This is a genomic window from Catellatospora sp. KI3 (assembly GCF_029948125.1).
Taxonomy (GTDB): domain Bacteria; phylum Actinomycetota; class Actinomycetes; order Mycobacteriales; family Micromonosporaceae; genus Catellatospora.
This window is the reverse complement of record NZ_JASAMB010000022.1, coordinates 32,945-52,244: the sequence shown is the minus strand read 5'-3', so window position 1 is coordinate 52,244 and position 19,300 is coordinate 32,945. Positions and strand designations below refer to the sequence as shown.

Annotated in this window: 16 protein-coding genes; 3 read left to right on the top strand and 13 right to left on the bottom strand. The window is 73.1% G+C overall.

The window, feature by feature from the left end:
- The first annotated feature begins 29 nt into the window (after nucleotides 1–29).
- Nucleotides 30–1,226, top strand: coding sequence for a thiolase family protein (locus tag QEZ54_RS28755; RefSeq protein WP_281307864.1), 1,197 nt, complete (start codon nucleotides 30–32; stop codon nucleotides 1,224–1,226).
- Nucleotides 1,223–3,250: a 3-hydroxyacyl-CoA dehydrogenase NAD-binding domain-containing protein gene (locus QEZ54_RS28750; RefSeq protein ID WP_281307863.1), complete on the top strand. Its 2,028-nt coding sequence runs from the start codon at nucleotides 1,223–1,225 to the stop codon at nucleotides 3,248–3,250. Before QEZ54_RS28755 ends, QEZ54_RS28750 begins: the two co-directional genes overlap by 4 nt.
- A 193-nt stretch (nucleotides 3,251–3,443) precedes the next feature.
- Here the strand turns inward: QEZ54_RS28750 and QEZ54_RS28745 are convergent, their stop codons facing one another.
- Together QEZ54_RS28745 and QEZ54_RS28740 are read right to left on the bottom strand one after the other, a co-directional pair.
- Nucleotides 3,444–3,878 (bottom strand): PIN domain-containing protein, encoded by a 435-nt coding sequence (locus QEZ54_RS28745; protein WP_281307862.1) that lies wholly within the window; start codon nucleotides 3,876–3,878, stop codon nucleotides 3,444–3,446.
- A gap of 8 nt (nucleotides 3,879–3,886) precedes the next feature.
- Nucleotides 3,887–4,087, bottom strand: a complete 201-nt coding sequence (locus QEZ54_RS28740) for a type II toxin-antitoxin system VapB family antitoxin (protein WP_281307861.1) — start codon at nucleotides 4,085–4,087, stop codon at nucleotides 3,887–3,889.
- 208 nt (nucleotides 4,088–4,295) lie between these two features.
- Between QEZ54_RS28740 and QEZ54_RS28735 the strand changes: the two genes are divergently transcribed.
- On the top strand, nucleotides 4,296–4,694 hold the full coding sequence (locus QEZ54_RS28735) for a VOC family protein (RefSeq protein WP_281307860.1): 399 nt from the start codon (nucleotides 4,296–4,298) through the stop codon (nucleotides 4,692–4,694).
- 5 nt (nucleotides 4,695–4,699) lie between these two features.
- Here QEZ54_RS28735 and QEZ54_RS28730 read toward each other — a convergent pair whose 3' ends face one another.
- From QEZ54_RS28730 to QEZ54_RS28680, 11 genes are all read right to left on the bottom strand, one after another.
- Complete coding sequence (locus QEZ54_RS28730) at nucleotides 4,700–5,104, bottom strand: VOC family protein (RefSeq protein ID WP_281307859.1); 405 nt, start codon at nucleotides 5,102–5,104, stop codon at nucleotides 4,700–4,702.
- The gene (locus tag QEZ54_RS28725; protein WP_281307947.1) at nucleotides 5,101–6,243 is read right to left on the bottom strand and encodes a HAMP domain-containing sensor histidine kinase; all 1,143 of its coding nucleotides are present in this window, start codon (nucleotides 6,241–6,243) and stop codon (nucleotides 5,101–5,103) included. The genes QEZ54_RS28730 and QEZ54_RS28725 overlap by 4 nt, the downstream gene beginning before the upstream one ends.
- Before the next feature lie 20 nt (nucleotides 6,244–6,263).
- Nucleotides 6,264–6,944 carry a response regulator transcription factor gene (locus QEZ54_RS28720; RefSeq protein ID WP_281307858.1) on the bottom strand — a complete coding sequence of 227 codons (681 nt, stop codon included), beginning with the start codon at nucleotides 6,942–6,944 and terminating at the stop codon, nucleotides 6,264–6,266.
- A 196-nt stretch (nucleotides 6,945–7,140) separates the two neighbouring features.
- On the bottom strand, nucleotides 7,141–8,433 hold the full coding sequence (locus tag QEZ54_RS28715) for a PQQ-binding-like beta-propeller repeat protein (RefSeq protein ID WP_281307857.1): 1,293 nt from the start codon (nucleotides 8,431–8,433) through the stop codon (nucleotides 7,141–7,143).
- 22 nt (nucleotides 8,434–8,455) lie between these two features.
- Nucleotides 8,456–9,748 (bottom strand): PQQ-binding-like beta-propeller repeat protein, encoded by a 1,293-nt coding sequence (locus tag QEZ54_RS28710; protein ID WP_281307856.1) that lies wholly within the window; start codon nucleotides 9,746–9,748, stop codon nucleotides 8,456–8,458.
- Nucleotides 9,745–11,070, bottom strand: coding sequence for a PQQ-binding-like beta-propeller repeat protein (locus tag QEZ54_RS28705; protein ID WP_281307855.1), 1,326 nt, complete (start codon nucleotides 11,068–11,070; stop codon nucleotides 9,745–9,747). Before QEZ54_RS28705 ends, QEZ54_RS28710 begins: the two co-directional genes overlap by 4 nt.
- A gap of 2 nt (nucleotides 11,071–11,072) precedes the next feature.
- The gene (locus QEZ54_RS28700; protein ID WP_281307854.1) at nucleotides 11,073–12,395 is read right to left on the bottom strand and encodes a PQQ-binding-like beta-propeller repeat protein; all 1,323 of its coding nucleotides are present in this window, start codon (nucleotides 12,393–12,395) and stop codon (nucleotides 11,073–11,075) included.
- Between the two features lie 46 nt (nucleotides 12,396–12,441).
- Nucleotides 12,442–13,797 (bottom strand): hypothetical protein, encoded by a 1,356-nt coding sequence (locus QEZ54_RS28695; protein ID WP_281307853.1) that lies wholly within the window; start codon nucleotides 13,795–13,797, stop codon nucleotides 12,442–12,444.
- Between the two features lie 141 nt (nucleotides 13,798–13,938).
- A complete protein-coding gene (gene dxs, locus QEZ54_RS28690) occupies nucleotides 13,939–15,876 on the bottom strand; it encodes a 1-deoxy-D-xylulose-5-phosphate synthase (RefSeq protein WP_281307852.1) in 1,938 nt (645 codons plus the stop codon).
- Nucleotides 15,877–16,025: 149 nt separating this feature from the next.
- Entirely contained in the window at nucleotides 16,026–17,243 is a 1,218-nt protein-coding gene (locus QEZ54_RS28685; RefSeq protein ID WP_281307851.1) for a TRAM domain-containing protein, read from the bottom strand.
- A complete protein-coding gene (locus QEZ54_RS28680; protein WP_281307850.1) occupies nucleotides 17,236–19,260 on the bottom strand; it encodes an APC family permease in 2,025 nt (674 codons plus the stop codon). Before QEZ54_RS28680 ends, QEZ54_RS28685 begins: the two co-directional genes overlap by 8 nt.
- Nucleotides 19,261–19,300: the final 40 nt, after the last annotated feature.

Sequence of the window (19,300 nt, the reverse complement as noted above, 5' to 3'; positions counted from 1 at the left end):
ATCGGCTCCCTACTGCAAGGAGGCAGACCGTGCCCCGTGAAGTCCGCGACGTCGTCTTCGTCGACGGCGTACGCACCCCGTTCGGCAAGGCGAACGGAGGCATCTACGCCAACACCCGCGCCGACGACCTGGTCGTGCGCTGCATCCGCGAACTCCTGCGCCGCAACCCCCAGCTGCCGCCGGAGCGCGTCGACGAGGTGGCCATCGCCGCCACCACCCAGATCGGCGACCAGGGCCTGACCATCGGCCGTACCGCCGCGCTGCTGGCCGGACTGCCCAAGACGGTCCCCGGGTACGCGATCGACCGCATGTGCGCCGGGGCGATGACCGCGGTCACCACGGTCGCCTCGGGCATCGCCGTCGGCGCGTACGACGTGGCGATCGCGGGCGGGGTCGAGCACATGGGCCGCCACCCGATGGGCGAGGGCGTCGACCCGAACCCGCGCTTCCTCGCCGAGAAGATCGTCGACCCGTCCGCCCTGGTCATGGGCGCGACCGCGGAGAACCTGCACGACCGGTACCCGCAGCTGACCAAGCAGCGGGCCGACGAGTTCGGCCTGCACAGCCAGCGCAAGACCGCCGCCGCGTACGCCGCCGGCAAGCTGCAGGGCGACCTGGTCACCGTCGCCACCCGCGACCCCGAGACCGGCTGGGGCCTGGCCTCGGTCGACGAGGCGCCGCGCGAGACCAGCCTGGAGAAGCTGGCCGGGCTGAAGACCCCGTTCCGCCCGCACGGCAAGGTCACCGCGGGCAACGCCGCCGGGCTCAACGACGGCGCCACCAGCTGCCTGCTCGCCGCCGAGGACGTGGCCCGCGAGCTGGGCCTGCCGATCGGCATGCGGCTGGTCTCCTTCGGCTTCGTCGGCGTCGAGCCCGAGGTCATGGGCGTCGGCCCGATCCCGTCGACCGAGCGCGCGCTGCGCCTGGCCGGGCTGACCATCGGCGACATCGGCCTGTTCGAGCTGAACGAGGCGTTCGCGGTGCAGGTGCTGGCGTTCCTCGACCACTTCGGCATCGCCGACGACGACCCGCGCGTCAACCCGTGGGGCGGCGCGATCGCCGTCGGCCACCCGCTGGCCTCCTCCGGCGTACGGCTGATGACCCAGCTGTCGCGCCAGTTCGCCGAGCACCCCGAGGTGCGCTACGGCCTGACCGCCATGTGCATCGGCATCGGCATGGGCGGCACGGTCATCTGGGAGAACCCGAACTGGGAAGGTGCTAAGTGAGCGAGATCGTCACCCACGCGAAGCTGCGGCTGGTCGCCGTACCCGACCTGGACCGGCCCGCCGCGATCATCACGCTCGACAACGGCCTGGACCACACCAAGCCCAACACCTTCGGCCCCGGCGGCCTGACCTCGCTGTCGCAGGCGATCGACGAGGCGCAGGCGGCGAACCCGTCCTTCATCGCGGTCACCGGCAAGCCGTACATCTTCTGCGTCGGCGCCGACCTGACCGGCTTCGCCTCGCTGACCTCGCGCGACCAGGTCGTCGAGATCGGCCGCCTGGGCCACGCCACCTTCGCCAAGCTGCGCGAGAGCAGCGTGCCCACGTTCGCGTTCGTCAACGGCGCGGCCATGGGCGGCGGCCTGGAGGTGGCCCTGCACTGCCACTACCGGACCCTGTCGTCCGGTGCGGCGGCGCTCGCGCTGCCCGAGGTGTCGCTCGGCCTGATCCCCGGCTGGGGCGGCTCGCAGCTGCTGCCCAACATCATCGGCATCGTCCCGGCCGCGCAGGTCGTGGTGCAGAACCCGCTGATGCAGAACAAGATGCTCAAGCCCGCCCAGGCCGCCGAGCTGGGCATGGCCGACGTGCTGCTGGAGCCCGCCGACTTCCTGGAGCGCTCGCTGGAGTGGGCCGCGGGCGTCGTCAACGGCACCATCACGGTGGACCGGCCCGAGGTCGACCGCTCGGAGATGTGGGACGCCGTCGTCGGCTTCGCCCGTACCGAGCTCGACAAGCGCCTGCACGGCGCCGTCCCGTCCGCCAGCCGCGCGCTCGACCTGCTGCTGCTGGCCAAGAACGGCGTCACCGCCGAGGGCATCGAGACCGAGATCCAGGCCCTGGCCGACCTCGCGGTCACCCCGGAGCTGCGCAGCGGCCTGTACGCCTTCGACCTGGTCCAGCGGCGCGCCAAGCGCCCCGCCGGTGCCCCGGACAAGTCGCTGGCCCGCAGCGTCACCAAGGTCGGCATCGTGGGCGCCGGCCTGATGGCCTCCCAGCTGGCCCTGCTGTTCGCCAAACGGCTGGAGGTGCCCGTGGTCCTCACGGACCTCGACCAGGCCCGCGTCGACAAGGGCGTCGGCTACGTCCACGCCGAACTCGACAAGGCCGTCGCCAAGGGGCGCATGTCCGCCGGCAAGGCCGCCAAGCTGCGCGGCCTGGTCAGCGGCTCGGTCGACAAGTCCGTCTTCGCCGACGCCGACTTCGTCATCGAGGCCGTCTTCGAGGAGCTGTCGGTCAAGAAGAAGGTCTGGGCCGAGCTGGAGACCATCGTCAAGCCCGAGGCGGTGCTGGCCACCAACACCTCGTCGCTGTCGGTCACCGAGATGGCCGCCGAGCTGGCCCACCCCGAGCGGGTCGTCGGCTTCCACTTCTTCAACCCGGTCGCGCTGATGCCGCTGCTGGAGATCGTGCGCGGCGAGCGTACCGACGACGCGACGCTGGCCACCGCGTTCGCCGTCGGCAGGACCCTGAAGAAGAGCTGCGTACTGGTCAAGGACGCTCCGGCGTTCGTGGTCAACCGGGTGCTCACCCGCCTGTTCGGCGAGATCTGGAACGCCGTCGACGCGGGCACCCCGCTGAAGACCGCCGACCGGGCGCTGGACCCGCTGGGCCTGCCGATGCGGCCGCTCGCGCTGCTCCAGCTGGTCGGCCCGGCCGTGGCCGCGCACGTGGGCGGGACCCTGCACCACGAGTTCCCGGACCGGTTCCCGGCCAGCGCGAGCCTGGCCGCGATCGCCGCCTCCGGCGTGCCGCTGATGGTCGACGACCGGCTCAACCCCGAGGTCGAGGGCCTGCTGGTACAGGGCGACAGCCCGCTGACCGGCGAGGAGGTCCGGGAGCGGGCGCTGTCGGCGCTCGCGCAGGAGATCCGGCTGATGCTGGACGAGGGCGTGGTGGCCGAGGCCGCCGACATCGACCTGTGCATGATCATGGGTGCCGGCTGGCCGTTCCACCTGGGCGGCATCACGCCGTACCTGGACCGCGCCGGCGTCTCCCAGCGGGTCACCGGCCGCACCTTCGGCTGACCGCCGCGCGCGGGGCGCTTTCGATGATCGCCGTCTGCGGTCGGAACACGGGCTCAAACCCCGCCTTCCGCCCGCAGGCGGCGATCATCATTGCGTGATCGCGATGTCGGGTGGAGGCAGCGGCCGGACATCGCCCATCCACCGCCGGGCAGCTTCGATTTCGGCGCGCCGGGGAGGTCGCGGCCGGGCGCGACTACGCAACCGAGCCTCGCGGCACCACCCACTGGGCACGGGTGCCCAGCGCGGCGCAGATGCGCTCGTAGTCGCTGTCGTAGTGCAGGACCACGGCGTCATGGGCGGCGGCGACCGCCGCGACGAACAGGCCGACGACCGAGGTCCGGTGCTGGCCCTCGGCAGCCAGCTTCGCCTGCGCCGCGAGCGCCTTCTCCTCGATCAGGTCGTCGCCGTTGAGCATGATCGTCGCGTCCAGCAGGGCGCGCAGCTGCCCGTACTCCTCGCTGTTGCGCGCGCTGTAGCAGACTTCGGCCGTCAACAGGGCGCAGGTGCCCAGCTCGCCCGACCGGGTGAGTTCGGCGAGCGCCGCGGACACGGTCGGCTGTGTACGGCGGGCCCAGACAGAAGTGTCGACCAGGTAGATGGGGAACGGGTAGCGGACTGCGGCTGCCATCTCGCCACCTACCGGTTGGCGGCCCGGTAGTGCGCTTCCGGGTCCTCGATGACGGGAATGTGGGCGGTGCTCTCCAGCAGCACCCGGAGACGGCGACGGCGCAGGATGTCACGCAGCGCCGCGTTGACCGCGTCGGTCTTCGTACGCACCCCGAGCAGCTCCATCACCTCGACGCAAGCGTCGTCGTCAAGATTGATCACAGTCCGCATACCCCACCCCAATCCTGATCTTGATATCATGATTCGCCACTCACGATATCATCCCATCGGCCCAGATCGCTCAACTTGCCTGGCAGTCGTGCGTATCTTGGGGATGAGTTCGCCCGATTGCCCGGCAAGTTGCGCGATCTTGAACGGCCGCGCGGCGGGCGGGGCGGTGGGGGCGGCGCGGGGGCGGTGGGGCTGGGAGGATGCGGGGGTGACTTCGTTTGTTTCGCACACGACGGTGGACTCGGCTGACGCGTTCGAGCTGTCGCGGTGGTGGCAGGGCGTGCTGGACTACGTCGAGGACCCCGCCGATCCGAACCTGCCGGGGCACGAGGAGTGCATGATCTTCTCGCGGGACGGCAGGCACCGGCTGCTGTTCATCGACGTACCGGACGTGAAGCAGGTCAAGAACCGGATCCATCTCGACCTGCGCCCGGCTGAGGGCACTCGCGACGAGGAGCTGGCCCGGCTGATCGGGCTGGGCGCGACCACCGTCGACGACCGGCGCAACCCGGACGGGACCGGCTGGGTCGTGCTGGCCGATCCCGAGGGCAACGAGTTCTGCATCCTGCGCAGTGAAGCGGAGGTCGCCGCGGGCCCGAGGCCGTGACGAGCTCAGAGGGAGGCGGCGCGCTCGGCGGGGCTGCGTTCGACGCAGAACTCGTTGCCCTCCGGGTCGGCCAGCACCACCCAGCCCGTGCCGTCGGCCTTGCGGTGGTCGCCGACCAGGATCGCCCCGAGCGCCAGCAGCCGGTCGACCTCCTCGTCGCGGGTCCGGTCGGTCGGCATCACATCCAGGTGGAACCGGTGGTGGCCGGTCCGCGGCGCGGCGTGCCGCTCCTCGGACACGGCCATGAACAGCAGGTCGGGGCTGTCGTCCTCGCTGGACATCAGCAGCGCCGCCGGGTCGTCGGGCCGGTCGTCGGGGTGGCGCGGGTAGCCGGTGACCTCACTCCAGAAGCCCGACAGCGCGTACGGGTCGACGCAGTCCACGGTGATGTGCCGGATGCGGGATGTCATTGCTGTGACGCTAAAGGCAGCGCGATGGTGACCTCCATCCCACCCCCCTGCAGCGCCACCGCGCCGACGGTGCCGCCGTGCGCCTGGCACACCGCCCGCACGATCGACAGCCCGAGCCCGGAGCCGCGCGCGCCGGTGCGCTCGCGGCCGCCGCGGCGGAACGGTTCGAACAGACCGGCCACGTCGGCCTGCTCGACCTTGAAACCGGTGTTGCCGACCATCAGCCGCGCGTACCCGCCGTCGACGCCGCTGCTGACCCAGATCCGGCCGCCGAGGTGGTTGTAGCGGACCGCGTTCTCGATCAGGTTGCCCGCGAGCCGGTCCAGCAGGCTGGGGTCGCCGACGACCGGGGCCGGGCCCAGGTCGGTGCTCACATTGATCTTGATGCGCTGCACCTCGCGGTCCATTGCCGACAGCGCCCCGCGCACGCCCATGCCCAGGTCCAGCGGTTCGGCGCGCAGGCCGGTGCGGCCCTCGCTGCGGGCCAGCATCAGCAGCGCGTCGACCAGCGCGTTGGCCCGCTCGGAGGCGTCGCGGACCACGTTGGCCATCCGCCTGAGCTCGGCGATGTCCACCTGCGGGTCCGACATCGTGACGTCGATCTCGGTACGCATCACCGCCAGCGGCGTACGCAGCTCGTGCGACGCGTTGGCGACGAAGCGCTGCTGCGCCGTGAACGCCGCCCCGAGCCGGTCCAGCATCTGGTCGAACGTGTCGGCGAGCTCGGCCACCTCGTCGTCGGCCCCGGCGTAGTTGATGCGCTGGTCCATGGTCTCGCCGCCGAGCTTCTGCGCGGTGGCGGTGACCTGGTGCAGCGGGCGCAGCGCGCGGCCGACCACGGCGTACGCGCCGAGCACGCCGACCACGCTGATCGCCGCGACGGCCGCCGCGCCCTTGGCGAACAGCTCCGTCTGCGCGGTCGCCAGCAGCGAGTCCTGCCACCGCTGGGCGTCCATCACCTGGCCGTCGGCCAGGGTCACGATGGTGCCCGGCGGCAGCGAGTCGGCCGGGTTCAGCAGGTCGGCGGTGATCAGCCAGGCCATCAGCAGCAGCAGCGCCCCGGCACCGACCAGCAGCACCGCGTTGAGCAGGGTCAGCCGCAGCCGCAGCGTCGGGCGCAGCCGCCGCTTGGGCCGCACCGGTTGCGTACGCTGCCGCATCACGCGTCCTGCTCCTGCCCCGCCAGCGGGATGCGGTAGCCCGCCCCGACCAGCGTCTCGATCAGCGCCGGCAGGCCGATCTTCATGCGCAGGGTGCGCATGGTCACCCGCACGATGGTGGTGAACGGGTCGGTGTTGGCGTCCCAGACCCGCTCCAGCAGCTCCTCGGTGGAGACGACGCCGCCGCGGGCCCGCAGCAGCTCCTCCAGCACGCCGAACTCCTTGTTGGTCAGGTCGATCAGCGTCCCGGCCCGGGTGACGGTGCGCTTGGCCGGGTCGAGTTCCAGGTCGCCGGCGCGCAGCACCGGCGGGGTGACCGGGGTGGCCCGGCGGCCCAGCGCGTGCACCCGCGCCACCAGCTCGTCGAAGGCGAACGGCTTGGGCAGGTAGTCGTCGGCGCCCAGGCTCAGCCCCTCGACCCGCTCGGCGACGCTGCCGCTGGCGGTCAGCATCAGCACCCGGGTCAGCTGCCCGGAGCGGACCAGTTCGGCGCAGAGCTGGTCGCCGTGCATGCCGGGCAGGTCCCGGTCGAGCACGACCACGTCGTACCGGGTGACGAAGGCCATCTCGTGGCCGGTGCTGCCGTCGTACGCGACGTCGACGGCCAGTCCCTGGCGCCGCAGCCCGCGCGCGATCGCGTCGGCCAGATGCCGCTCGTCCTCCACCACCAGCACCCGCACGCCCAGCACACTCCCTTCGACGCCTCACCCCGTCGCAAACGAAGATAGAGGGCCACTGCCAGGACGTGAAATCTTGACGCGTTCGGCGGTGCCGCTTGATCGTTCAAGTTGCCGGGCAATCGGGCGGCGAAGGGCACTTCGAGCGCCCGATCGCCCGGCAACTTAGCTGATCTTGCGCGTGCCGCGGCGGTGCCGGTCAGGGCAGGTAGCGGTAGACGTCCAGGCCGCCGAGCAGGGCGCGGCAGGCCACCGTGCCCTGGGTCAGCCAGCAGCGGTCCAGGGTCGGGCCGCCCGCGCCGAGCACCCGCACCGGGCCCGGACGGGCCGGGTCGAAGGTGCCGAACCAGGTGCGCCGGCTCTGCTGGTTCGACAGCAGCAGCAGGCGGCCGTCGTAGCCGACGACCTGCCAGTCGCGCAGCCGCACCAGCACCTCGCCGGTGGCGGAGTCGCGCAGCAGGCTGTAGCCGGGAGTGTCGTGTATGCCCGCGTTGAGCACCCCCGGCGCGGCCGGGAAGAACCCGTCCATGCGGCCGTACCAGCGGACCCCGCCGGTCGCGGCGTCGAGCAGCCACAGCAGGTCGCCGTCGTTGACGCACACCGACGGGCGGCAGTCGGAGACGTACACCGAGCTGCGCCGGGCCGGGTTGGGCACGTCCCAGCCCGGTTCCAGACCGGGCAGGCGCAGCGAGGCGACCCTGGGCACACCCTTGTCCTCGTACGAGACCAGCAGCGCCCCGTCCGCCTGCTGCACCGCCCCGGTGTCCGCGGGCAGCTCCCGCTCGGCCCGGGTGGTCCCGTCGGCCCCGACCACCCGAACCCGGCGCCGCTGCCCCATGTCGACCAGTACGAACCCGGCGATCCGCCCGCCCACCTCGTAGAGGCTCCAGTCCTGGCCGGTGGTGTAGGAGACCCGCCACAGTTCGCGGCCGGTGCGCACGTCGCGGCTGACGAACCAGTCGGCCGCCGGGTCCACGCCCACCATCAGCGTGACCGGCTGCCCGCCGTCGATCCGGGTGCCCACCGCGATCGACGCGTCCCGCCAGTAGAGCAGCCCGGTCTGCCGGTCCACCGCGTACGTCGACCAGGGCCGCTCGGCCGCCGAGCCGTCCAGCACCGACACCAGCAGCACGCCGTCGGCGGCCCAGGCCCCGTACACCTCGGGCGAGCCGCCCTGCAGCGGGATCCGCCAGCGCTGGCGGCCGTCGCGGGTGTCCACGGCGGCCAGGTCGCGCCCGCCGTCCTCGCGACGGCGGGCGAGCAGCAGCAGGTCGTCGACGAGCGCCACCGAGCCGACGAGGGCGTCCTGGATGTGCACCGGGCCGCGCAGCGGACCCGGCGGCAGCCGCTCGGTGGCCACCGCCGCCAGCAGCAGCGCCACGCAGACGGCCAGGCCGGTCCAGCGCCGCTGCCACAGCGACAGGCGCGGCGCGCCGGGCGGGTCGTCGTCGGCGGGAGCGTGCTCCTCGCCGAGGTCGATGAGAGCCGTCATCGCGACCTCCTGCCTGCCGGCGTCAGCCGGTCAACCGCCACAGCGCGATCCGGTCGTCGGCGTCGTGGCACGCCAGCAGTCCGGACAGGTACTGACACCGTCGCACACGAGGCGGCAGTTCGGCCAGTACCCGGACCGTACCGTCGGATTCGAGCCGTCCGATCTGGACCCGGTCGGCGGCCTCGCGCAGCACCGTCCCGGAGGTGTCGGCGGCGGCCGCCTCCCAGCCCGGCGCCAGCACCCGCACGGTGTGCCCGGTGTCCGGGTCGATCAGCGACTCGGCGCGCAGGCCGAACCGGGTGACGCCCGGCGCCAGGACCAGGAACCCGACCGGCGTCTCGCGCAGCAGCCGGCCGGGGCGCAGCTCGTAGCGCAGCACCCCGCTGTCCGGGTCGCGCACCTGCACGACGAACGACTCCACCGCCTGCCGGGTGGTGCACCGCAGCCGCCCGCACGGCACCGCGTCGATCAGCTCGGGCGTCGTGGGCACGGCGGCGAACGTCGCGGTGTCGTACGACAGCACGTCGTAGCGGGACTCGCCCGTCTCCCAGTTGAACCGGACCGGCGTGAGCAGGCCCCGTTCGATGATCAGGTTCGGCGGCACGTCCCGCAGCGCGGCGATGTGCCCGTCGGCCACGGGTGACCCGTCGGCCAGCCGGTACGCCCGCACCTGCCCGTATTCGTCCGCCGACCAGCACAGCGGATCGGGGTCGTCGGACACGCCCCGCACCGCGGTCTCCGGCACGGTCCAGCGCACGGCACCGGTGGCCAGGTCGATCACCTCCCGCTGCACGGCCGTCGGCACCCCCGCCACGAGCAGCATCCGGTCGTAGCCGACCTGGGCGGCGGTGACCACCCAGGCGTCCCGGTGCCAGACCTGCCGACCGGTGGCGATCTCGAAGGCCGTGGTCTGCTGCGTGTCCTGGGCCAGGTCACCCTCGTGCAGCAGCACCACGCCCGATCCCGGCGGCACCTCCAGCGTGATCTGATCGGCGCGGATCTCCCGCACCGCCGACCAGCGCGGCGCGCCGTCGCGCAGGTCGAACGCGGCCAGCGCGCCGCGCTCGGCCACCAGCAGCAGGCCGTCGGTCACCACCATGGCCTCGTCGGCGGTCGGCACCGTCGCCATCGACGCCAGCCCCACGACCGGCCGGACGGGCCCGGCCGCCTCGGCGCACATCAGCGTCAGCAGCCCGGCCAGCACGAACGCGGCGGGCCGGAGCCGGCCGGCGAACCCGCCGGACCACCGGACCGGCCCGGCTTGCGGGTCGTGCGGGTGGCTCCAACCGCTGCCCAGGTCGATCTCGGCGGTCACGGTCGGCTGTCCTCCGGCGCGATGATCCGCCACATCGTCAACTGGTTGCCGCTGTGGCCGCAGGCCAGCCAGTCGTCCCGGCGGTGGCATTCCTGCACCCGGTGCTTCAGCAGGCCCAGCGTCTGCACCCGGCCGTCGACCACCACGCCGACCTGCGTCTGCCCGCCGGCGTCCCGCAGCAGCAGGTAGCCGCCGCTGTCATCCGCGGCGGGCAGCACCTCCCAACCGGTGAGGTCGAGCCGCACCTGCCCGGTGGCCTGGTCGATGAGCCGGGTGGCGGCCAGTCCGGTGCCGCGCCCCTGGCCCAGGTCGACCGTGGCGAACCACTCGCCCACCGCCATCACCTGGATGCGGCTGCCGAGCCGGTAGCGGGCCGCACCGGTAGCGGGGTCGCGCACGGTGACATGGAAGTCGTCGCTGTCCGGCACCGGCTCGAACGAGCAGCTGAACCGGCCGCACGGATGACTCGCGGCGTCCGCGCCGGGCTGGCGCACCCGCAGCGTCGCAAGGTCGTAGCGGACCTCCGTCAACGCGTCACCCGAGCCAGCCGAGCTCAACGTGATCTGGTCGTCGCCGTGGACGTGCACGCCGTAGGGCCGCCCCGCCGGGAAGGCGAGCGTGCCGGTGCGCAGCACCGAGCCGTCGCGGACGGCGTACACGGTGAAGGCGCCGGCGGGCGTCACCGTCCACACCTCGCCGCGGGCCTCGGCGAGGCTCGCGTACGGCACGCCCCGCACTGTCCACAGCACCCGGCCGGTGCGCAGGTCGTAGATGGTCGCCTCCTCCTGCTCCGTGGCGAGCTGCCCGGCCGCGTACGGCTGCATCTCCGGCCCCATGTACACGGGAATCTCGGACGCGGCCACGCCGACGCCGCCGACCACGGTCAGCGGACGCGGCACCGTCCACAGCCTCGTGCCGAAGTCGGGGTCGAGCACCGTGGTCGTCCCGCCGTCGAAGACGAGCACCACCCCCTCCGCCGACTGCACGGAGAGGTCGGCGGAGACGCGCGGGTCGAGCGGCACGCTCCACCGCAGCGTCCCGTCGGCGGGCCGGTACGCCGAGAGCCTGCCCGCACCCGAGGCCAGCAGCAGCCCGCCGCCGTCGCGGACCGCACCGCCGTCGATGATCCGGGACACCCCCGGCAGCGTGTACGTGGCCAGCTCCGCCACCTGCCGCACCGGCGCGGCCGCGGCCCCGAGCGCGCCGGTCAGCAGCAGCGGCAGCACCAGCAGGACCGCGCGCCGGGGCCGCAGCGGCGGCACGCCGGGGTCCTCGCGGGGCCGGGTCCAGTCGTCGCTGAGCTCGATCAGTTCGACCGCCACGGTCAGCGTCCCCTCTGCCCGTCCACGCGCCAGATGCCCAGTTGGTCGTCGTCGAACAGGCAGGTCAGCCGGTCGGTGCGGTAGAGGCAGCGCTGCGCCCGGTGCGGCAGCACGCCCAGCACCCGGACCGCACCCGCCACGACCTTGGCCACCTGGGTGGTCTTGCCCACGTCCCGCAGCAGCACGTACCCGTCGCTGCCGTCGACGGCGCCCAGCGCGAGCCAGCCGGTCAGATCGACCAGGGTGCGCCCGGTGGCCGGGTCGACTAGCCGGAGCGCGTCCGTGCCCCGGACGCCGGACGACTGGCCGACGTCCAGCACCACGAACCCGTCCGTGACCGCCAGCAGACTCGACTTCGCCTCAAGGGTCCACAGCGGCGCCCGCGTCACCGGATCGGTCACCGTGATCTGGAAGAAGTCGACGGTGTTCCGGTCGACGCGGTCCACGCACCGGTACCGCCCGCACCGGTACGGCGTGCCGTCCTCGCGCGCCAGCGGCCGCATCGTCGTCAGGTCGTAGTCGAGGTAGCCGAGCCCGCCGTCCGGCTCGGCCGACGCCGCGGCCAGCTGGACCGTGCCCTGGAAGGCGGCGACGTACATGGGCCGTCCCGGCGGGAACTTCGCCTCGCCCCGGCGCAGCAGGCTCGCGCCGTGGACGTCGTACACCGCGAGCGCGCCGTCGTTCGTGACGGTCACCACCAGCCCGCGCTCACTGTCGACGGTGGCGAACGGGGTGCCGGGAACCGTCCACAGCGTCGCTCCGGTGCGCAGGTCGACCCCGGTCACGGAGTCCGTGCCGGGTGGCGGGGCGCCCGGGGTCGGCTGCTCGGAGAAGTCACCGGTCCGGTTGCGCACGTCCATGCCGACCCCGGCGACGGGGTACACGGACCGCGGCGCCGACCAAAGCCGGGCGCCGGACTTCGCGTCGAACGCCGTCGTCGTCTGGCCACCGTCGATGCTCAGCACCACACCCGCGGCTCCGGTCACGTAACCGCGGTCGGCCGCCGCCGACGTGTGGGGCGCGCTCCAGCGCAGGGCGCCGTCCGCGGTCTGGTACGCCGAGAGGGCGGCCCCGCCCTGGACCAGCACCAGGTCGTCGACGGGGTGCAGGATGTCGCCGACGACCTGGTCGGTGACGCCCTCCAGCCGGTGCCGCCCCAGTTCGGCGACGCGGCGCGCCGGCACCCCGGCGGCACCCAGCGTGGCGACCAGGAGCAGCACCAGCGCGTACGCGACGCGCCGGCGCAGCACGGACAGCGGCGTGGCGCGCGGTTGCTCGCGCGGCAGCGCCCAGTCGTCGCCGAGGTCGATCATTTCGGTTGGCATGTTCCGTCCCGCTCGTCCGGGCGCCGCGGCACCGTCTCCGTCGTGGTCATCGCGGACCGGCCTCCACCTGCCAGATGCCGAACCGGTCGTCGGTGGTGCTGCAGATCAGGGCGTGCGCGGTGGACAGGCACTCCTTCAGCTCGTACGGCAGCTCGCCGATCATCCGCAGCTCCCCGTCCGCCCGCAACTCCCCCAGGTACGTCGAGTCGGCGGCCCGACCGGGTCGGACCAGGTAGGACACGAGATCGCTGCGGGTCTGCACCGCGTACCAGTCCCGGTAGGCGGGGCGCACGCCGCCCGTCAGCGGGTCGAACGTCCCGTCGACGCGGGGGCCGAGCCACAGCGACGAGAACCCGACCGCCAGCGGGCCGGCCACGCTGGGCAGGAACCCCCGGTCACCGCCGGCCAGGACGACGACCGGCCGGCCGGTCGCGGCGTCGATGATCCAGGTCCGCGGGCCCTCCGGCGTGGCGGTGAGCCCGCAGGTGTAGCCGCCCCCGCAGTCCAGCTGCCACGCCCAGCGCGGCCCGGCGGCCGACGGGCGCAGCGTGGCCCGGTCGAACCACAGCTCGGTCCGGGGCGTCTGCGGGACGACGGGGCTGCCGTCCGGCTGCACGGCGCCTTCGCCGCCGCTGACCAGCCCGACCACGTCGTCGCCGTAGGTCAGCTCCACCCGCTCGCCGGTCGGGACCGGCACCGCGACCGAGCGGCGGGCGGTGCCGTCGGCCAGGTCGTGCTCGACGATCTCGCCCTCGGGCGACAGCCGCCACAGCGTGCCGGATTGCTCGTCGAGCGCGATGGTCAGCGAGGCCGGCGTGCGCCAGAGCAGCCGGTAGTCGCGGGGGTCGTGCCCTTCGATCTCCATCGCGCCGTCCGCACGCCGGTGATAGGCCAGCAGCCAGCGGCCGCCGACCTGCCGCGTCCAGTCGGCGGCGTACCAGCGGACCTTGCCGGTGTACGCGTCGTACGCCGTGGTCTGGACGGGCGGCTGCTCGCCCTCGCCGTCGGCGGGGGTGCCCGGGACCTGGCTGACCACCAGCAGGCCGGCGATGCCGAAGAAGCTGTCAAGCTCCCCGCTGACCGGCACCTGCCAGCGCAGCGCGCCGTCGGCCAGGTTCCAGCCCGTGATCGCCTCGCGGCTGCGCACCGCGACCGTGTCGGCGCCGACCAGCACCATCGCGCTGACGACGGCGTCACGCAGCGCGAGCTGCCGCAGCCCGGCGCCCTGCGGCCGGGCCGCCGCCGCGGCGCTGACCAGCACGACCAGCACCATGGCGGCGAGCCCGGCGCGGCGCTGCCAGCCCAGCCCCGGCTTGGGCGGCAGGCTGACCTCTTCCTCGTCGTCCCAGCCGTCGCCGAGGTCGATGACGCCGATCTCGCCGTCCACGCCCTGCTGTCGCATCCGCCCGCACCGCCTCACGATGTGTCCGCGTGAGGTGACGCCTCGAACCTGGGTATCGGTTGCAGGCGGCCGGCCGGTACCGCACGGCGCAGGGGCCGCCCGTTGCCGGACGGCCCCTGCGCTACTGCTCGATCGGCTGGGTCAGCCGCGGACCGAGCTGGTCAGCGGCTGCTCGGCCGGGGCGGCGACCGCCGAGGCCCATTTGGTGACCTTCTCGGTGATCTCCGGCGCGGTCAGGCCGATCTCGGCCAGGATCTCCGCCCGGGTGCCGTGGTCCAGCCACTGCGACGGCACGCCCAGGTCGCGCACCGGCACGTCCAGCTCGTTGTCGCGCAGCAGCTTCGACACCGCGTCGCCGACCCCGCCCGCGCGTACGCCGTCCTCGATGGTGACCACGAGCTTGTGCTCGCGGGCCAGGCCGACGATCTCGACGGGCACCGGCCGCACCCAGCGCGGGTCGACCACGGTCACGCCGAAGCCGCGCTCGGCCAGCTTGCCCGCCACCTGCACGGCCAGGTGCGCGAAGGAGCCCACGGCGACCAGCAGCACGTCCTTGCGCTCGGCCTCGGCCAGCACGTCCACGCCGCCCAGCCCGTCGCTGCCGCCCAGGCGGCGCAGCGCGGGCAGCGCCGCGGGCACCGAGCCGGTCGGGAACCGGACGATGGTCGGGCCGTCGTTGATGCCGACCGCCTCGCGCAGCTCCTCGCGCAGCGTCTCGGCGTCGCGCGGCGCGGCCACCCGCAGGCCCGGGACCACGCCGAACACCGACATGTCCCAGATGCCGTAGTGGCTCGGGCCGTCGGGGCCGGTGATGCCCGCCCGGTCCAGCACGAACGTCACCGGCAGCCGGTGCAGGGCCACGTCGAGCAGCACCTGGTCGAACGCGCGGTTCAGGAACGTGGCGTACACCGCGACGACCGGGTGCAGCCCGGCCAGGGCCAGGCCCGCCGCCGAGGTGGTGGCGTGCTGCTCGGCGATGCCGACGTCGAAGGCGCGCTGCGGGAACGCGGCGGCCAGCTTGTCGATGCCGGTCGACTCCGGCATGGCGGCGGTGATGCCGACCACGTCGGGCCGCTGCGCGGCGATGGTGACCAGCTCGTCGGCGAAGACGCTGGTCCACTTGAGGCTCGGCGCGGCCAGCAGGCGGCCGGTCAGCGGGTCGAACGCGCTCGGCGCGTGGAACCGGTCGGCCTCGTCGTCCAGGGCCGGCTGGTAGCCGTAGCCCTTCGCGGTGACCGCGTGCACGATGACCGGCCCGTTGAACCGCTGGGCGCGCGTCAGCGCCGACTCCAGCGCGGCCTGGTCGTGCCCGTCCACCGGCCCGATGTACTTCAGGCCCAGGTCCTCGAACATCGCCTGCGGCGCGACCGCGTCCTTGATGCCCTTCTTGACCGCGTGCAGGGCGTCGAACAGCGGCTTGCCGACCAGCGGCGTCTTCTCCAGCGCGTCCTTGACCAGGTCGAGGACCTTCTCGTAGCCCGGGTTCAGGCGCAGCGTGGCCAGGTGGTCGGCCAGGCCGCCGATGGTCGGGGCGTACGAGCGCCCGTTGTCGTTCACGATGATCACGAGCGGGTTGTCGGTGGCGGCGATGTTGTTCAGCGCCTCCCAGCACATGCCGCCGGTGAGCGCCCCGTCGCCGACCACGGCGACCACGTGGCGCTTCTCGCCGCGCAGCGCGTACGCCTTGGCGATGCCGTCGGCGTAGGACAGGGCGGTCGAGGCGTGGCAGTTCTCGACCAGGTCGTGCTCGCTCTCGGCCTGGCTCGGGTAGCCGGTGAGGCCGCCGCGCTGGCGGAGCAGGTCGAACCCGTCCTGGCGGCCGGTGACGATCTTGTGCACGTATGCCTGGTGGCCGGTGTCGAAGACGAACCGGTCGGTGGGCGAGTCGAACACCCGGTGCATGGCCAGGGTGAGCTCGACCACACCGAGGTTCGGGCCGAGGTGGCCGCCGGTGCGGGCCACCTTGGCGATCAGGAAGTCCCGGATCTCGGCAGCCAGCCCCGTCAGCTGCTCCGGGGTCAGGGCCTTGAGGTCCTGCGGTCCCTGAACCGTGCTCAACAGGCTCGTGCGCTCGTTCACACCGCCACCTCAATCCGATCGCTCATGGTGTGGGCAGTCTATCGGCAGGCCGCACCGGGTCTCACATCGTCCGGTACCCCTGCACCGAACCTTCACTCCTCGGTGGGCCCGGCAACCGTCCGCGACGGCGCGGTGACGGTCCCGGCCCGCTACGGCACCAGCAGCGCCACGCACTCGACGTGGTGGGTCTGCGGGAAGCAGTCGAAGGCCCGCAGCGCCGCCAGCCGCCAGCCCGCCTCCCGGAACGTGCGCACGTCGCGGGCGAACGCCGCCGGGTCGCAGGCGACGTAGGCCACGGCGCGCGGCCCGGCGGCGATCACGCCGCGCACCACCGCCGCCCCGGCTCCGGTTCGCGGCGGGTCCAGCACCACCACGTCCGGCCGGGGCAGCCGCTGCTGCGGCCGCCGGTCGCGGTGCAGGGCCTTCTCGACCGGCGCGGCGATCACGGAGACAGGCCGCCCGGCCAGGTTGGCCCGCGCCGCCGCGACGCCGTCCCGGGCCGCCTCGACCACGGTCACGTGGCCGGTCACGCCGACGCGGTCGGCCAGCGCGGCGGCGAACAGGCCGGCGCCGCCGTACAGGTCCCAGGCGTGCTCGCCGGGCTGCGGGTCCAGCTGCGCCAGCACGGCCTGCACCAGGATGTCCGCGGCGGCCGGGTGCACCTGCCAGAAGCCCCCGGCCGAGATCCGGAAGTCGTGCCCGGCCGCCCGCTCGGCGATCTCCTGCGGCGGCTCCTGCACCAGCTGGGCCGGGCCGCCCGCCGGGCGCACCACGTCGATGACGTCGGTCTCCGGCCAGCGGCGCGACAGCACGTCCAGAGCCTGGATGTCCGGGTGCGCGATGCGGCAGCGGTCGATCGCCACCACCTCGTTGGAGCGGTGCTTGAGCAGGCCGGGCCGGGCGGCGGCGTCGGCGCGGTAGCGCACCCGGGTGCGCCAGCCCTCGTCGCCGCCGGGCAGCGCCTCGACCCGCACCGCCAGCGCGTCGACCTCCTCCTCGGCCAGCCTGCCCAGCCGGACCAGCTGCTCCCGGACGACGGCCGCCTTCCAGTCCAGCTGCGCGGGCGGGGCGACGTGCTGCAGGTCGCAGCCGCCGCAGCCGTCGGCATGGGCGTACGGGCAGCGCGGGGTGATCCGGTCCGCCGACGCCTGCAGCACCTCGACGGCGTCGCCGCGCAGGTACGCCTTGTGCACCTCGGTGATCTCGGTCACCACGCGCTCGCCGGGCAGGGCGTGCCGGACGAAGATCACCCGTCCGGCGTGCCGGGCCACGCAGTGGCCGCCGTGCGCCACCGGGCCGACGGTCACCTCGACCCGGTCACCCTCGTACAGCTCGTCGGCCTGGACGGCGACAGCGGTGTCAGTCATGCGTGCTCACGTACCCATCCTCCCCCGGGCGGGGGCCGCGGGCCGGCGTGCGGGCCAGGCTGCGGTCGAGCCGGTCCAGGTTGGTGGTGCTGGTCGAGTCGAGCTGCCAGGGCACGCTGACGACCATCACGCCGGCCTCGTACAGCAGCCGGCCCTTGATCCGCAGCGCGGACTGGTTGTGCAGCAGATGCTCCCACCAGCGCCCGACCACGTACTCCGGGATGAAGACCGTGACCACGTCGCGCGGCGACGACCGGCGCAGCGACTTCACATAGTCAATGATGGGCCGCGAGATCTCCCGGTACGGCGAGTCGACCACCGTCAGCGGCACGCTGATGCCGCGCCGCTCCCACTCGGCCTGGATGGCCCGGGTGTCGGCCGTGTCGACGTTGACCGTCAGCGCCGTGAGCGTGTCCGGCCGGGTCGCCTTCGCGTACGCCAGCGCCCGCATCGTCGGCAGGTGCACCTTGCTGACCAGCACCACCGCGTGGTTGCGGGCGGGCAGCACCGGCCGCTCCTCCGACGGCACCAGCTCGCGCGCCACCGTGTCGTAGTGCTTGCGGATCGCCACCATCACCGCGTAGATCACCGCCATCGCCGCCAGCGAGATCCAGGCACCGTGGGTGAACTTCGTCAACAGCACCAGGATGAGCACGAAACCGGTCATCACGGCACCGAAGCCGTTGATGGCCTTGGACCGGTTCATCCGCCGCCGCGCCAGCGGGTCGCGCTCGGTGCGCAGCAGCCGGTTCCAGTGCCGCAGCATGCCGATCTGCGACAGCGTGAACGACACGAACACGCCCACGATGTACAGCTGGATCAGCCGCGTGGTCTGCGCCTGGAACGCGATCACCAGCACCGCCGCGAACGCGGCCAGGAACATGATGCCGTTGGAGAACGCCAGCCGGTCGCCCCGGGTGTGCAGCTGCCGCGGCAGGTAGCGGTCCTGGGCCAGGATCGAGCCCAGCACCGGGAAGCCGTTGAAGGCGGTGTTGGCGGCGAGCACCAGGATCAGCGCGGTCACCCCGATGACCAGGTAGAAGCCGGGCGGGAAGTGGTTGAAGACGGCCTCGGCCAGCTGCGCGATGACGGTGGGCTGCTTGTAGTTGGGCCCGGCGCCGACGATCTGCTCGGCGGGGTTCTCGACGTACTGCAGGTTGGTCATCAGGCTGAGCGCCACGATGCCGAGCATCATCGCGATCGAGATGGTGCCCAGCAGCAGCAGCGTGGTGGCGGCGTTGCGGCTCTTGGGCGACTTGAACGCGGGTACGCCGTTGGAGATCGCCTCGACGCCGGTGAGCGCGGCGCAGCCGGAGGAGAACGCCCGCACCAGCAGGAACGCGAAGGCGAAGCTGGTGGCCACGCTCATGCCGTGCTCGGGCAGGATGGTCAGGTCGGCGCTGGATGCCTGCAGGTCCTCGCCGAGCACGAGGATGCGGAACATGCCCCAGCCGACCAGCCCGACGATGGCGAACATGAACAGGTACGTCGGGATGGCGAAGAGCAGACCCGACTCCTTGAGCCCGCGCAGGTTCAGGGCGGCCAGGATCGCGATCAGCAGCACCGCCGAGACCACCTTGTGCTGGCCGATCAGCGGGATCGCGTCGCCGAGGCTGTCCACTCCGGAGGAGATCGACACCGCGACCGTGAGCACGTAGTCGACCAGCAGCGCGCTGGCCACGCCGAGGCCCGCCTTCGGGCCGAGGTTGACCGTGGCGACCTCGTAGTCGCCACCGCCCGACGGGTACGCGTGCACGTTCTGGCGGTAGCTCGCCACCACGGTGAGCATCACCACCACGACCGCCAGCGCCACCCACGGGGAGTACGCGTAGGCGGCGGCACCGGCCACGGACAGGGTCAGCAGGATCTCGCCGGGCGCGTACGCGACGCTGGAGAGCGCGTCCGAGGCGAAGATGGGCAGTGCGATCCGCTTGGGCAGCAGCGTGTGCTGCATATGGTCGGATCGGAACGGCCTGCCGAGCAGCAGTCGCTTCAGCAGGGAGGTAGGGCTCGCCACAGGGGGAGCCTACGACGCGCCCGCCCTTTGCGCCGTGGCA

What these genes read in the sequence shown, in the direction of transcription:
- QEZ54_RS28695 (WP_281307853.1), bottom strand. Translation starts at nt 13,797, where the DNA reads ATGCGACAGCAGGGCGTGGACGGCGAGATCGGCGTCATCGACCTCGGC.
- QEZ54_RS28700 (WP_281307854.1), bottom strand. Translation starts at nt 12,395, where the DNA reads ATGCCAACCGAAATGATCGACCTCGGCGACGACTGGGCGCTGCCGCGC.
- QEZ54_RS28740 (WP_281307861.1), bottom strand. Translation starts at nt 4,087, where the DNA reads ATGCGGACTGTGATCAATCTTGACGACGACGCTTGCGTCGAGGTGATG.
- QEZ54_RS28745 (WP_281307862.1), bottom strand. Translation starts at nt 3,878, where the DNA reads ATGGCAGCCGCAGTCCGCTACCCGTTCCCCATCTACCTGGTCGACACT.
- QEZ54_RS28715 (WP_281307857.1), bottom strand. Translation starts at nt 8,433, where the DNA reads ATGACGGCTCTCATCGACCTCGGCGAGGAGCACGCTCCCGCCGACGAC.
- QEZ54_RS28685 (WP_281307851.1), bottom strand. Translation starts at nt 17,243, where the DNA reads ATGACTGACACCGCTGTCGCCGTCCAGGCCGACGAGCTGTACGAGGGT.
- QEZ54_RS28730 (WP_281307859.1), bottom strand. Translation starts at nt 5,104, where the DNA reads ATGACATCCCGCATCCGGCACATCACCGTGGACTGCGTCGACCCGTAC.